This is a genomic window from Thalassiella azotivora, from assembly GCF_054781695.1.
This window is the reverse complement of the sequence record NZ_BAAGTX010000001.1, coordinates 201,386-214,334: the sequence shown is the minus strand read 5'-3', so window position 1 is coordinate 214,334 and position 12,949 is coordinate 201,386. Positions and strand designations below refer to the sequence as shown.

Genomic DNA, 12,949 nt, shown 5'->3' with positions numbered 1-12,949 from the left:
CACGGCGCGCGGGCATGAGCCCTCCGCGCGGCGTCCGCAGGGTCCCGGCACGACGGGCCGGGCGCCCGCACTAGGCTCCCCGCCCATGCGACTGGGTGTGAACCTCGGGTACTGGGGCGCGGGCAACGACGCGGACAACCTCGAGCTGGCTCGCGAGGCCGACCGGCTCGGGTACGCCGTCTGCTGGGCCGCGGAGGCCTACGGCTCCGACGTGCCGACCGTGCTGGCCTGGGTGGGCGCGCAGACGGAGCGGATCGACCTGGGTGCCGCGGTCATGCAGATCCCGGCCCGCTCGGCCGCGATGACGGCGATGACCGCGGCGACCCTCGACACCCTGTCCGGCGGGCGGTTCCGGCTGGGTCTCGGCGTGTCCGGACCGCAGGTCTCCGAGGGCTGGCACGGGGTGCGCTTCGACAGGCCGCTGGGCCGCACCCGCGAGTACGTGGACGTCGTGCGGATGGCGCTGGCCCGCGAGACGGTCCGCTACGACGGCCGGCACATCACGCTCCCGCTGCCCGACGGCCCCGGCAAGGCCCTGAAGCTCACCGTGCACCCGGTCCGCCCGCGGATCCCCGTCTACCTCGCGGCGGTCGGGCCGAGGAACCTCGAGCTCACCGGCGAGATCGCCGACGGCTGGCTGGCGATCTTCTTCAGCCCCGAGCACGCGGCGCAGTCCCTCGACCCGATCCGCGCGGGACGTGAGACGGCGCGCGCCGCCGGCGCCGACGCGCCCGCCGGGGACCCCCTGGCCGGCTTCGACGTCGTCCCCACGGTCCCCGTCGTCGTCGACGACGACCTCGAGCGCGCCGCCGCGCCGCTGCGCGCGTACAGCGCCCTGTACGTCGGTGGCATGGGCAGCCGGGAGAAGAACTTCTACAACCAGCTGGCCTGCCGGATGGGGTACGAGGAGCAGGCCGCCCAGGTCCAGGAGCACTTCCTGGCCAGGCGCCACCGCGAGGCGGCCGAGGCCGTCCCGTTCGAGTTCATCGACTCCACCTCGCTCATCGGACCGGCGGAGCGGATCCGCGACCGGCTGCACGCCTACGCCGAGGCGGGGGTCACCACCCTGTCCGTCAGCACCTTCGCCGGTGACCTCGCGACGCGCGTCGCCACCTTGCGCACCGTCGCCGAGCAGCTCGACGCGGCCGGCCTGGCCACCTGATGGGCTGGTTCGAGGCGCTCGTCCTCGGGCTGGTCCAGGGGCTGACGGAGTTCCTGCCGATCTCCTCCAGCGCCCACCTGTCCGTCGTCGGGCAGCTGTTCGGCGGGGACGACCCCGGCGCGGCCTTCACCGCGATCACCCAGCTCGGCACCGAGACCGCGGTGCTCGTCTACTTCCGGCGCGACATCGTGCGCATCCTGCGGGCCTGGTTCCTCGCCGTCGCCGGACGGCGCCCGCACAGCGACCCCGACGCCCGGATGGGCTGGCTCGTCCTGCTCGGGTCGGTGCCCATCGGCGTCCTCGGCTTCGCCTTCCAGGACGCCATCGAGGGACCGGCGCGCAACCTGTGGCTGACGGCGTCGATGCTCCTCGTGTTCGCCCTCGTCCTGCACTGGGCCGACAGCCGCGCCCGGGCCGAGCGCACCCTCGACCGCCTGACCTGGAGGCACGGCGTCCTGTTCGGCCTCGCCCAGTCCCTCGCCCTCGTGCCCGGCGTGTCGCGCTCCGGCGGCACGATCGCCGCCGGGCTGCTGATGGGGTACACGCGGGAGGCGGCGGCCCGGTACTCCTTCCTGCTGGCCATCCCCGCGGTGCTCGGCTCGGGTCTCTTCCAGCTGCTCAAGATCGCCGACGACCCGGTCGAGCCGGCCTGGGGACCGATCGCGCTGGCCACCGCCGTGTCGTTCGCCGTGGGGTACGCGGTCATCGCCTGGCTGCTGCGGTACGTCTCCACGCACGACTTCCGGCCGTTCGTGCTCTACCGGATCGGGCTGGCGCTGGTGCTGTTCGCGCTCCTCGCCACGGGGGTGCTGGAGGCGGCGCCGCCGGCCTGACCCGCCGCCCGGGTCGTCGGCGCGCGCTCGGGTTAGGGTTCCCGGCGTGCCCACCGTCCTCCTCCTGCGCCACGGGCGGACCACCGCGAACGCCTCCGGCGTGCTCGCCGGCCGGACCCCGGGGGTGGCGCTGGACGACGACGGCCGGCGTCAGGCGCACGCCCTGGCGGAGCGGCTCGCCGCGCTGCCCGTCGTCCGGGTCGTCACCTCCCCTCAGGAGCGCTGCCGGCAGACCGCGGCGGCCGTCGTCGGGACCGGCGGGACCCGCGCCGTCCCGCGGCCCGAGCCGCTCGTCGAGGCGGGCCTCGACGAGTGCGACTACGGGCGGTGGAGCGGCCGCAGCCTCAAGGAGCTCGCCCGCGACCCCCTGTGGAAGGTCGTCCAGGGGCACCCCTCGGCCGCTGCCTTCCCCGCCGGCGAGTCCATGGCCGCCATGCAGGCCCGGGCCCTGGAGGCGGTCCGCCGTCACGACGCTGAGGTGGCCGCCGAGCACGGGCCGGACGCCCTGTGGGTCGCCGTCTCCCACGGTGACGTCATCAAGGCGGTGCTCGCCGACGCCCTCGCGATGCACCTGGACGCCTTCCAGCGGATCGTCGTCGACCCCTGCTCGCTGAGCGTCGTCCGGTACACGGCGCTGCGGCCCTTCGTGCTGCGGACCAACGACTCCGACGGTGCGCTCGCCGCCCTCGTGCCGCGCCGGCGTGCCCGGCGCCGGCGCACGTCGTCCGACGCGGTGGTCGGCGGCGGGGCCGGTTAGGGTCGGGGCATGCCACGGCAGGTGCTCGACTACGACCCGCCGGACCGGTTCGTCGCCGGGACGGTCGGCCCCCCCGGCGCCCGGGCGTTCTTCCTCCAGGCCCAGGGCACCCCGCACGGGGCGGCCCTGCCCCGGCTGACGAGCGTGGCCCTGGAGAAGCAGCAGGTGCGCGCCCTGGCCGAGCGGGTCGAGGAGCTGCTCGACGAGGTGGTCCGCCGGACCGGCGGCGCCGCCCCCGTCCCCGCGGTGGCGCCGGCCGACGCGGAGGACCTCGACCCGATGAAGGGTCCGATCGAGGAGGAGTTCCGGGTCGGGACGATGAGCCTGACCTGGGACGGCGACCGCGAGGTCGTCGTCATCGAGTGCTTCGAGGTCGGCCCCGAACCGGAGGAGGAGCTGCCCGAGCTCGAGCCGGACGCCGACGACGAGCGGGCCGTGCTGCGCGTGACGCTGACCGGTGCCTCCGCGCGGGCGTTCGCCAAGCGCGCCCTCGCGCTGGTCGCCGCGGGGCGTCCGCCGTGCCCGTTCTGCGCGGGGCCGCTCGACCCCGACGGGCACGTCTGCCCGCGCGCGAACGGGTACCGGCGCTGACCACGGGCTCCCGGCGCCCCCCTGCGGACCCGGTCGACCCGGCGGCCACCGACCGCCCGACCGGGACCGTCACCACCGGCCCGGGGGACGGCGAGCGCGGTGGTGCCGCGGCCGGCTGGTCGACCCGCTCGGGGCACCGGCTCACGGAGGCGGAGGTGCTCGACCTGCTCCAGCGCGCCGAGCTCGACGTCCGGGGCCGGCTGGTCACGGCGTCGAACACGACGCTGTACGCCCGGCTGGAGCTCGAGGGGGTCCGCGCCGGGTGCGTCTACAAGCCGGTGCTGGGGGAGCGGCCGCTGTGGGACTTCCCGGAGGGGACGCTGGCCGCGCGGGAGGTCGCCGCGTACCAGGTGTCCGCCGCCGGCGGCTTCGACGTCGTCCCGCCCACCGTGCTGCGGCAGGACGGTCCGCTGGGTGCCGGCAGCGTCCAGCTGTGGGTCGAGCCGGACGACGACTCGCAGGCCGGCCCGCAGGACGACCCGCCGGACGAGGCGGACGCCGGGCCCGCGGACGGCCGGGAGGAGGTCGCGTCCGGCGAACCCGCTGCCGGCCTGGTCGACGTCGTCCCGCCCGACGCCGTCCCCGACGCCTGGGCCGGGGTGCTGGACGCGTACGGCCCCGACGGGGAGCCGCTCGTCCTCGCGCACGCCCTGGACGCGCGCCTGGCCACCGTGGCGGTCCTGGACGTCGTGGCCAACAACGCCGACCGCAAGGCCGGCCACCTGCTGACCGGCCCGGGCGGACGGGTCGTGGGGGTGGACCACGGCCTGACCTTCCACGCCGAGCCCAAGCTGCGCACGGTCCTGTGGGGGTTCGCCGGGCAGCCGCCCGCGACGCCGGACGTCGTCCGGCTCGAGCGCCTCGCCCGCGCCCTGCGCGCAGCGGACGGGCTCGAGGGGCTGCTGACCGCCGACGAGGTCGACGCGCTGAGGCGCCGGGTCGACGGGCTGCTGCGACGCCGGCGGATGCCGGCGCCCCCGCCGGGCCGGCCGGCCATCCCGTGGCCGCCGTTCTGAGCCCCACCCCGGCGGAGCCGCCCGAGGGCGTCGTTAGGCTCCGGGCGTGATCTCCTGGCCCGCCCCCAGCGTCCCCGTGCTGCCCGGTCGCGGCCGGCCGGTGTCCCTCCACGACACCGCCACCGGCACGGTGCGCCCGACGTCGCCCGGTCCCGTGGCCGGGCTGTACGTCTGCGGCATCACCCCGTACGACGCCACCCACATGGGCCACGCGGCGACGTACCTCGCCTTCGACCTGTTGGGCCGCGCCTGGCGTGACGCCGGGCACGACGTCCGGTACGTGCAGAACGTCACCGACGTCGACGACCCGCTGCTGGAGCGGGCCGTCGCCACCGGCCAGGACTGGCGCGAGCTCGCCGCGAGGGAGACCGCCCTGTTCGCCGAGGACATGACCGCGCTCGGCGTGATCCCCCCCGACGTGTACCTGGGCGCGGTGGAGACCGTCCCCTGGGTCGTCCGCGCCGTGGAGCGGCTGCTCGCGAGCGGCGCGGCGTACCGCCTGGCCGGTCAGGACGGCGAGCCCGACGGGGACGTGTACTTCGACGTGACCAGCGACCCGCGGTTCGGTGGGGTGTCGGGGCTGGGCGAGGCCGAGATGCTCACCCTGTCCGCGGAGCGCGGCGGCGACCCCGACCGTCCCGGCAAGCGGCACCCTCTCGACGCGCTGCTCTGGCGGGTCATGCGGGACGGGGAGCCGCACTGGGACGGCGGCGACCTCGGCCCGGGGCGGCCCGGGTGGCACCTGGAGTGCGTCGCGATCGCCCTGGAGGAGCTCCCGCAGCCCTTCGACGTGCAGGGTGGCGGCTCCGACCTCGTCTTCCCGCACCACGAGCTGGGCGCATCCCACGCGCACGTCCTGACGGGGACCTGGCCCTACGCGCGCACGTACGCCCACGCCGGGATGGTCGGTCTGGACGGCGAGAAGATGAGCAAGTCCAAGGGCAACCTGGTGCTCGTCTCCCGGCTGCGCGCCGACGGGGTGGACCCTGCGGCGATCCGCCTGGCCGTGCTGGCCCACCACTACCGCGACGACTGGTCGTGGACCCAGCAGGGGCTCGACCAGGCGGTGGCCCGGCTCGGACGGTGGCGGGAGGCGGTCTCCTGCGACGGCGGTCCCGCCGCGGACGGGGTCCTGGAGCGCGTCCGCGAGCGGCTCGCCGACGACCTGGACGCCCCGGCCGCCCTCGCCGCGGTCGACCGGTGGGCGGCCGACGCGCTGACCCGGGGAGGCTCGGACGGCTCGGCCCCCGGCCTGGTCGCCCGGACGGTCGACGCGCTGCTCGGCGTCCGGCTCTGACGCCCGGGGGCCGACGCCCGGCGGGGTCAGGGCGCCCGGCGGTCAGGGCGTAGGGGGCCCCTTCGGCGGTCCTGCGCCCGGCCCGTGACCGGTGGACCCGCCGCCCGGTTCACCCCCGCGGCGTCGCAGGTAGCGCTCGAAGTCGCGGGCGATCGCCTCGCCGGTGGCCTCGGGCAGGTCCGCGGTGTCCTTGGCCTGCTCGAGCTGGCGCACGTACTCGCCGATCTCGTCGTCCTCGCCGGCGAGCTCGTCCACCCCGTGCTCCCAGGCCTGGGCCTCCTCCGTGAGGTCGCCGAGGGGGACTGGGACCTCCAGCAGCTCCTCGACCCGCGACAGCAGGGCCAGGACGGCCTTGGGAGAGGGGGACTGGCCGACGTAGTGCGGGACGGCGGCCCACAGCGACAGCGCCGGCAGGCTGCTGCGCGTCGCGGCGTCCTGCAGCACCCCGACGATCCCGGTGGGCCCCTCGTAACGGGACGGCTCGACGGCGAGGCGGGCCATCACCTCCGCGTCGTCGCTGGTCGTGGTCACGGGGATGGGCCGGGTGTGCGGGACGTCGGCGAGCATCGCCCCCAGGGTCACCAGCGTCGTCGCACCGAGGTCGCGCAGGTGCCCGAGCAGCTCCTCGGTGAACGTGCGCCACCGCGTGGACGGCTCGACCCCCCGCACGATCACGACGTCGCGCGAGGACCCCGGGGGCCGGGCCCAGCTGACCCGCGTGGTCGGCCACGTGATCCGCCGCCGCCCGTCCTCGCCGATGGACACGACCGGCCGGTTGACCTGGAAGTCGTGGTACGGCTCGGGGTCCATCGCGACGACGGGCCGGGCGTCCCACACCTCGTGCAGGTGGCCGACGGCCCCGCTGGCGGCCTCGCCTGCGTCGTTCCAGCCCTCGAACGCGGCCAGCACGACGGGGTCGTGCAGCCTGGGCACCTCGCCTGGCGGGTGGCTCACCACGGGCTCTCGGGCTCCTCTCCGACGGACCGCCGGTCGACCGGACGACGCGGCGGCACCGCGCCGCCGGCGTCCAGGGTACGGTCGCCGGTCCGACCCCCGTCGGCCTGCACCTACACTCGGCGCGTTGAGCCCGCCGGTCGTGCGGGCACCCGACGCACCCGACGCAGAAGGCACAGGTCCTCGATGAGCAGCCGCTCCGACCGTTTCCGCTCCGCGCTGTCCGAGCGCGTCCTCGTCGCCGACGGCGCGATGGGCACCATGCTGCAGGCGGCGGAGCCCTCGATGGAGGACTTCCAGGGGCACGAGGGCTGCAACGAGGTCCTCAACGTCACCCGGCCCGACGTCGTGCGCTCGGTGCACGAGCGCTACCTCGAGGTCGGCGTCGACTGCGTCGAGACGAACACCTTCGGCGCGAACCTGTCCAACCTCGGCGAGTACGGCATCGAGGACCGGATCGAGGAGCTCGCCCGGGCGGGGGCGCAGATCGCCCGGGAGGCGGCGGACGCCGCCTCCACCCCGGAGCGGGAGCGCTACGTCCTCGGCTCGGTCGGCCCGGGCACCAAGCTGCCCAGCCTCGGGCACGCGCCCTACGCGACGCTGCGCGACGCCTACCGGCGCCAGGTGCGCGGCATGCTCGACGGCGGCGCGGACGCGGTGCTCGTCGAGACCTCGCAGGACCTGCTGCAGGCGAAGGCCGCGGTCGTCGGTGCGCAGCGGGCGATGGACGACACCGGCACGCGGGTCCCGGTGCTGGCCCAGGTGACCGTCGAGACGACCGGGACCATGCTGCTCGGCAGCGAGATCGGGGCGGCCCTGACGGCCCTGACGGCGGTGGGCGTCGACGCCATCGGCCTGAACTGCGCCACCGGCCCGGGGGAGATGAGCGAGCACCTGCGGCACCTGTCGCGGCACGCGACGGTGCCCGTGACCTGCATGCCGAACGCGGGCCTGCCCCAGCTCGGTCGCGACGGGGCGGTCTACCCGCTGTCGCCCGAGCAGCTCGCGGACGCCCACGCCCAGTTCGTCACCGAGTTCGGCCTGACGCTGGTCGGGGGGTGCTGCGGCACCACGCCCGAGCACCTGCGCGCCGTCGTCGAGCGGGTGCACGCGCTCGAGCCGGTCCGGCGCCGTCCGCGCCCTGAGCCGGGTGTGGCCAGCCTGTACCAGCACGTCCCGTTCCAGCAGGACGCCAGCTACCTGTCGATCGGCGAGCGCACCAACGCCAACGGCTCGAAGGCCTTCCGGGAGGCCATGCTCGCCGGGGACTGGGAGCGGTGCGTCGAGATCGCCCGGGACCAGACCCGCGACGGCGCGCACCTGCTGGACGTCTGCGTCGACTACGTGGGCCGCGACGGGGTCGCCGACGTGCGGGAGGTCGTCGGCCGGCTGGCGACCAGCTCCACCCTGCCCCTGGTGATCGACTCGACCGAGCCGGCCGTGATCGAGGCGGGTCTCGAGCTCGTCGGCGGCCGGGCGGTGGTCAACTCGGTGAACTACGAGGACGGCGACGGCCCGGACAGCCGGTTCACCCGGATCATGCACTCGGTGCGCGAGCACGGCGCCGCGGTGGTCGCCCTGACCATCGACGAGCAGGGGCAGGCGCGCACCGCCGAGCACAAGGTGCGCATCGCCGACCGGCTCATCGAGGACCTGACCACGAACTGGGGGATGAGCGTCCACGACATCGTCGTCGACGCCCTGACGTTCCCGATCGCCACCGGCCAGGAGGAGACCCGCCGCGACGGCCTGGAGACCCTCGAGGCGATCCGCGAGATCAAGCGCCGCCACCCGGGCGTCAGCACCACCCTCGGCCTGTCGAACATCTCGTTCGGCCTCAACCCCGCCGCGCGGGTCGTGCTCAACTCGGTCTTCCTGCACGAGGCCGTCAAGGCGGGACTGGACTCCGCGATCGTGCACGCCGCGAAGATCGTCCCGGTGGCCAAGATCCCCGACGAGCAGCTGCAGGCCGTGCTGGACCTCGTGTACGACCGCCGCAGGTACGACGACGAGGGCCGGCTCGTCCACGACCCGCTGCAGGCGGTCCTCGAGCTCTTCGAGGGCGTGGACGCCGCGTCCGTGCGCGCCGGCCGCGCCGCCGAGCTGGCCGGGCTCCCGCTCGGCGAGCGGCTGCAGCGCCGGATCGTCGACGGCGAGCGCAACGGCCTGGAGGCCGACCTCGACCAGGCCCTCGCCGAGGGACGCAAGCCGCTCGACGTCATCAACGACACCCTCCTGGAGGGCATGAAGGTCGTCGGCGAGCGGTTCGGCCGCGGCGAGATGCAGCTGCCCTTCGTGCTGCAGTCCGCCGAGGTGATGAAGACCGCCGTGGCGCACCTCGAGCCCGCCATCGAGGCGCAGGTGGCCGCGGAGGGCGGGACGTCCTCGCGGGCCAAGGCCAAGGTCGTGCTCGCGACGGTCAAGGGCGACGTCCACGACATCGGCAAGAACCTCGTCGACATCATCCTGAGCAACAACGGCTACGACGTGGTCAACCTCGGCATCAAGCAGCCGGTGAGCGAGATCATCCGCGCCGCGGAGGAGCACGACGCCGACGCGGTCGGGATGAGCGGCCTGCTCGTGAAGTCCACGGTCGTGATGCGCGAGAACCTCGAGGAGATCAACTCGCGCGGCATGGCGACCCGCTGGCCCATCCTCCTCGGCGGCGCGGCGCTGACCCGCGCCTACGTGGAGAACGACCTCGCGGAGATCTACCAGGGCGAGGTCCGCTACGCCCGGGACGCCTTCGAGGGGCTCCGGCTCATGGACGCCGTCGCCGCGGCCAAGGCCCGTGGCGAGGACGTCGCGGAGCACCTGCCCGAGCTGCGCCGTCGCCGGGTCCGGCCGGTCGAGCGCGCCGAGGAGCAGCCCGCGGACACCGGGCCGGCGCGTTCCGACGTCGCTCGCGACGTGACGGTCCCCACCCCGCCGTTCTGGGGTGAACGGGTCGTCAAGGGCGTGCAGCTCGCCGACTACGTCGACTACCTCGACGAGCGGGCCACCTTCCTCGGCCAGTGGGGGCTCAAGCCGACCCGCGGCGGGGACGGCCCGGGTTACGAGGAGCTCGTCGAGACCGAGGGCCGGCCCCGCCTGCGGATGTGGCTGGACCGGCTGAAGACGGAGAACGTCCTGGAGGCCGCCGTCGTCTACGGCTACTTCCCGTGCTGGTCGGAGGGCGACGACCTCGTCGTGCTGCACCACGAGGGGGACGGCACCGGCGGGCAGCCGGGGACCGAGCGGCACCGCTTCACGTTCCCCCGCCAGCGGCGCGACCGGCGGCTGTGCCTGGCCGACTTCTTCCGCTCCAAGGAGGAGGTGGCGCAGCAGGGGCGTCCCGACGTCGTGGCGTTCCACCTGGTCACCATGGGCTCGCGCGTCGCGGAGGTGACGGGCCGGCTGTTCGAGGAGAACGCCTACCGCGACTACCTCGAGCTGCACGGCCTGTCCGTGCAGCTGACGGAGGCGCTCGCCGAGCTGTGGCACGCACGGATCCGCGAGGAGCTCGGCTTCGGCGGCGAGGACGACGACGACCTCACCGGCATCCTCAAGCAGGCGTACCGGGGCTCGCGCTACTCGTTCGGGTACCCGGCCTGCCCCGACCTGGAGCACCGCGCCCTGCTGGTCGACCTGCTGAGGCCGGAGCGCATCGGCGTGCAGCTGTCCGAGGAGCTCCAGCTGCACCCGGAGCAGTCCACCGACGCGCTCGTGGTGCACCACCCCGAGGCCAAGTACTTCAACGCCACGTGAGCCGGTCGGCGCCCGGTCGGGCGCTGCGCGCCGTCCTGTGGGACATGGACGGCACCATCGTCGACACCGAGCCGCACTGGATCGAGGCCGAGCTCGCCCTGGTCCGCGAGCACGGCGGCCGGTGGACCGACGAGGACGCGCGCTCGCTCATCGGCAACCCGCTGCTGGTGTCGGCCGCCGTGCTGCAGGAGCGCGGCGGCGTCCGGCTGCCCGCCCGGGAGATCGTCGACCGGCTGCAGGCACACGTCGTCGAGCAGGTGAACCGGCAGGTGCACTGGCAGCCCGGCGCGCGCGAGCTGCTGGCCGCGCTCGGTGAGCACGGCGTCGCCTGCGCGCTGGTGACCATGTCGTGGCAGCCGCTGGCCCGCGCCGTCGTCGACCAGCTGCCGCCGGGGACGTTCCGGGTCGTCGTGACCGGTGACGTCGTCACGCACGGCAAGCCCCACCCGGAGCCCTACGCGACGGCCGTGCGGCGGCTCGGCGTCCCCGCGCAGGCCTGCCTGGCCATCGAGGACTCGCCGACCGGGCTGGGGTCCGCGGAGGCCGCCGGCGTCGCGACCGTGGGGGTGCCGCACCTGCTCGAGCTGCCGCCGGGCCCTCGCCGGACCGTGGTCCCCACGCTGGCGGACCTGTCCGTCGAGGACCTCGAGCAGCTGCTGAGCGCGACGGGACAGTGACCCCCGGCCCACCGGTCATGTGACGGCGTTTCCGAACCGTTACCTCAAACCGTCATGACGGTGATCCGTGACACCGGGGGCGCGGGCTAGGGTCGCTGATCGCGTCGCCCGGTCCGGGCGGCTGCACAGCCGAGGCGGCGGGTGCGAGTCCGCCCCCAGCACGATGAGGTGACAGATGCGTCTGACTTCCGCACGGACTCGACGCGCTGCCGTGGTCGCCGGCGTTGCCGCGCTGGCTCTGACCACTGCCGCGTGCGCCGAGAGCGAGCGCGACTCCGGTGAAGGCGGCGGGGAGGCCAGCGGCGGCACGTTCGTCTTCGCCGCGTCCTCCGACCCCGTGATGCTCGACCCGGCCTTCGCCAGCGACGGCGAGACCTTCCGCGTCGCGCGCAACATCTTCGAGGGCCTGGTGGGCACCGAGCCGGGCACCGCCGACCCCGCCCCGCTGCTGGCCAAGAGCTGGGAGCAGAGCGAGGACGGGCTCAGCTACACGTTCACCCTCGAGGAGGGCGTGACCTTCCACGACGGGACGGACTTCGACGCCGAGGCCGTCTGCGCCAACTTCGACCGCTGGCACAACTGGACCGGGCTGCTGCAGTCGGAGAACCTGACGTACTACTACCAGAACATCTTCAAGGGCTTCGCCCAGTCCGAGGACCCCGACCTGCAGGGCGGGATCTACGGGGGGTGCACGGCGGACTCCGACACCGAGGTCACGGTGACCCTGACCCAGCCGTTCGCCGGGTTCATCCAGGCCCTGTCGCTGCCCGCGTTCTCCATGCAGAGCCCGACGGCGCTGGAGGAGTACGACGCTGACAACATCGAGGGCACCGAGGACGACCCCCGGTTCTCCGAGTACGCCACGGCGCACCCGACCGGCACCGGCCCGTTCACGTTCGACAGCTGGGACCGCGGCGAGCAGGTCACCCTCCAGCGCTACGACGACTACTGGGGCGAGACCGCGAAGATCGACACCGCGATCATCCGCACCATCGCCGACGGCAACGCCCGCCTGCAGGCGCTGCGCAACGGCGACATCGACGGCTACGACAACGTGTCCCCCGGCGACGTCGCGAGCCTGGAGGAGGACGGCTTCACGGTCGAGCAGCGCCCGCCCTTCACCATCCTCTACATGGGCATGAACCAGGCCGTCCCGGAGCTGGCGGACCCGCGCGTCCGTCAGGCGATCGCGCACGCGATCGACAAGGAGGCCGTGATCTCCCAGTCGCTGCCGGAGGGCACGGAGGCGGCGACGCAGTTCATCCCCCCGACGGTCGAGGGCTGGAACGCGGACGTCACCACCTACGAGTACGACCCGGAGCGGGCCAAGGAGCTGCTCGCCCAGGCCGGCGTCCCGAACCTGACCGTCCAGTTCAACTACCCGACGGACGTCTCGCGGCCCTACATGCCGACGCCCGAGGCCACGTTCACGGCGATCAGCGCCCAGCTCGAGGCCGTCGGCATCACCGTCCAGCCCGTCGCGAACCGGTGGAGCCCCGACTACCTCGACAAGATCCAGGGCACGGCGGACCACGGCCTGCACCTGCTCGGGTGGACCGGTGACTACAACGACACCGACAACTTCCTCGGGGTCTTCTTCGGTGGACCCAGCAACGAGTGGGGCTTCGACAACCCCGAGCTGTTCTCCGCGCTGACCGAGGCCCGGCAGCTGCCCACGCGCGACGAGCAGGCTCCGCTGTACCAGGACATCAACGCGCAGATCATGGACTTCCTGCCGGGCGTCCCGATCGCGCACCCGGCTCCGTCGCTGGCGTTCGCGCCCGGCGTCGAGGGCTACCAGCCCAGCCCCGTCAACGACGAGGTCTGGAACACCGTCACCCTCGGCGAGGACTGACGTCCCCGGCCGGCGGCCCGCCTCCGGGCGGGTCGCCGGCCCGACGGGACCCGCCGGTGA

At 74.4% G+C, this 12,949-nt stretch carries 10 protein-coding genes; 9 read left to right on the top strand and 1 reads right to left on the bottom strand.

The features are described 5' to 3' along the window. Window positions 1-85: 85 nt before the first annotated feature. The 6 genes from ACYVQV_RS00940 to mshC all read left to right on the top strand — a co-directional run bounded on the left by ACYVQV_RS00940 (window position 86) and on the right by mshC (window position 5,656). Window positions 86-1,162 (top strand): LLM class F420-dependent oxidoreductase, encoded by a 1,077-nt coding sequence (locus tag ACYVQV_RS00940; RefSeq protein WP_461021376.1) that lies wholly within the window; start codon window positions 86-88, stop codon window positions 1,160-1,162. Then, window positions 1,162-1,995 carry an undecaprenyl-diphosphate phosphatase gene (locus tag ACYVQV_RS00935; RefSeq protein WP_461021375.1) on the top strand — a complete coding sequence of 278 codons (834 nt, stop codon included), beginning with the start codon at window positions 1,162-1,164 and terminating at the stop codon, window positions 1,993-1,995. Before ACYVQV_RS00940 ends, ACYVQV_RS00935 begins: the two co-directional genes overlap by 1 nt. 46 nt (window positions 1,996-2,041) lie before the next feature. After that, the gene (locus ACYVQV_RS00930; RefSeq protein ID WP_461021374.1) at window positions 2,042-2,752 is read left to right on the top strand and encodes a histidine phosphatase family protein; all 711 of its coding nucleotides are present in this window, start codon (window positions 2,042-2,044) and stop codon (window positions 2,750-2,752) included. A gap of 9 nt (window positions 2,753-2,761) precedes the next feature. After that, complete coding sequence (locus ACYVQV_RS00925; protein ID WP_461021373.1) at window positions 2,762-3,343, top strand: DUF3090 domain-containing protein; 582 nt, start codon at window positions 2,762-2,764, stop codon at window positions 3,341-3,343. A gap of 155 nt (window positions 3,344-3,498) precedes the next feature. After that, window positions 3,499-4,359, top strand: a complete 861-nt coding sequence (locus ACYVQV_RS00920; protein ID WP_461021372.1) for an SCO1664 family protein — start codon at window positions 3,499-3,501, stop codon at window positions 4,357-4,359. 46 nt (window positions 4,360-4,405) lie between these two features. Next, window positions 4,406-5,656: a cysteine--1-D-myo-inosityl 2-amino-2-deoxy-alpha-D-glucopyranoside ligase gene (mshC, locus tag ACYVQV_RS00915; RefSeq protein WP_461021371.1), complete on the top strand. Its 1,251-nt coding sequence runs from the start codon at window positions 4,406-4,408 to the stop codon at window positions 5,654-5,656. A 42-nt stretch (window positions 5,657-5,698) separates the two neighbouring features. On the opposite strand, the gene ACYVQV_RS00910 is transcribed toward mshC, so the two are convergent. Then, complete coding sequence (locus tag ACYVQV_RS00910) at window positions 5,699-6,610, bottom strand: PAC2 family protein (RefSeq protein WP_461021370.1); 912 nt, start codon at window positions 6,608-6,610, stop codon at window positions 5,699-5,701. A 186-nt stretch (window positions 6,611-6,796) separates the two neighbouring features. On the opposite strand from ACYVQV_RS00910, the gene metH reads away from it, so the two are divergent. The 3 genes from metH (at window position 6,797) to ACYVQV_RS00895 (ending at window position 12,889) form a co-directional block, all read left to right on the top strand. Further along, complete coding sequence (metH, locus tag ACYVQV_RS00905) at window positions 6,797-10,357, top strand: methionine synthase (protein ID WP_461021369.1); 3,561 nt, start codon at window positions 6,797-6,799, stop codon at window positions 10,355-10,357. Continuing rightward, the gene (locus tag ACYVQV_RS00900; RefSeq protein WP_461021368.1) at window positions 10,354-11,034 is read left to right on the top strand and encodes an HAD family hydrolase; all 681 of its coding nucleotides are present in this window, start codon (window positions 10,354-10,356) and stop codon (window positions 11,032-11,034) included. Before metH ends, ACYVQV_RS00900 begins: the two co-directional genes overlap by 4 nt. Before the next feature lie 175 nt (window positions 11,035-11,209). Beyond that, window positions 11,210-12,889, top strand: a complete 1,680-nt coding sequence (locus tag ACYVQV_RS00895; protein ID WP_461021367.1) for an ABC transporter substrate-binding protein — start codon at window positions 11,210-11,212, stop codon at window positions 12,887-12,889. Window positions 12,890-12,949: the final 60 nt, after the last annotated feature.

Excerpts from the sequence above, each read along its gene's own strand:
- ACYVQV_RS00940 (WP_461021376.1), top strand. The coding sequence starts at position 86 with ATGCGACTGGGTGTGAACCTCGGGTACTGGGGCGCGGGCAACGACGCG.
- ACYVQV_RS00935 (WP_461021375.1), top strand. The coding sequence starts at position 1,162 with ATGGGCTGGTTCGAGGCGCTCGTCCTCGGGCTGGTCCAGGGGCTGACG.
- ACYVQV_RS00925 (WP_461021373.1), top strand. The coding sequence starts at position 2,762 with ATGCCACGGCAGGTGCTCGACTACGACCCGCCGGACCGGTTCGTCGCC.
- metH (WP_461021369.1), top strand. The coding sequence starts at position 6,797 with ATGAGCAGCCGCTCCGACCGTTTCCGCTCCGCGCTGTCCGAGCGCGTC.
- ACYVQV_RS00895 (WP_461021367.1), top strand. The coding sequence starts at position 11,210 with ATGCGTCTGACTTCCGCACGGACTCGACGCGCTGCCGTGGTCGCCGGC.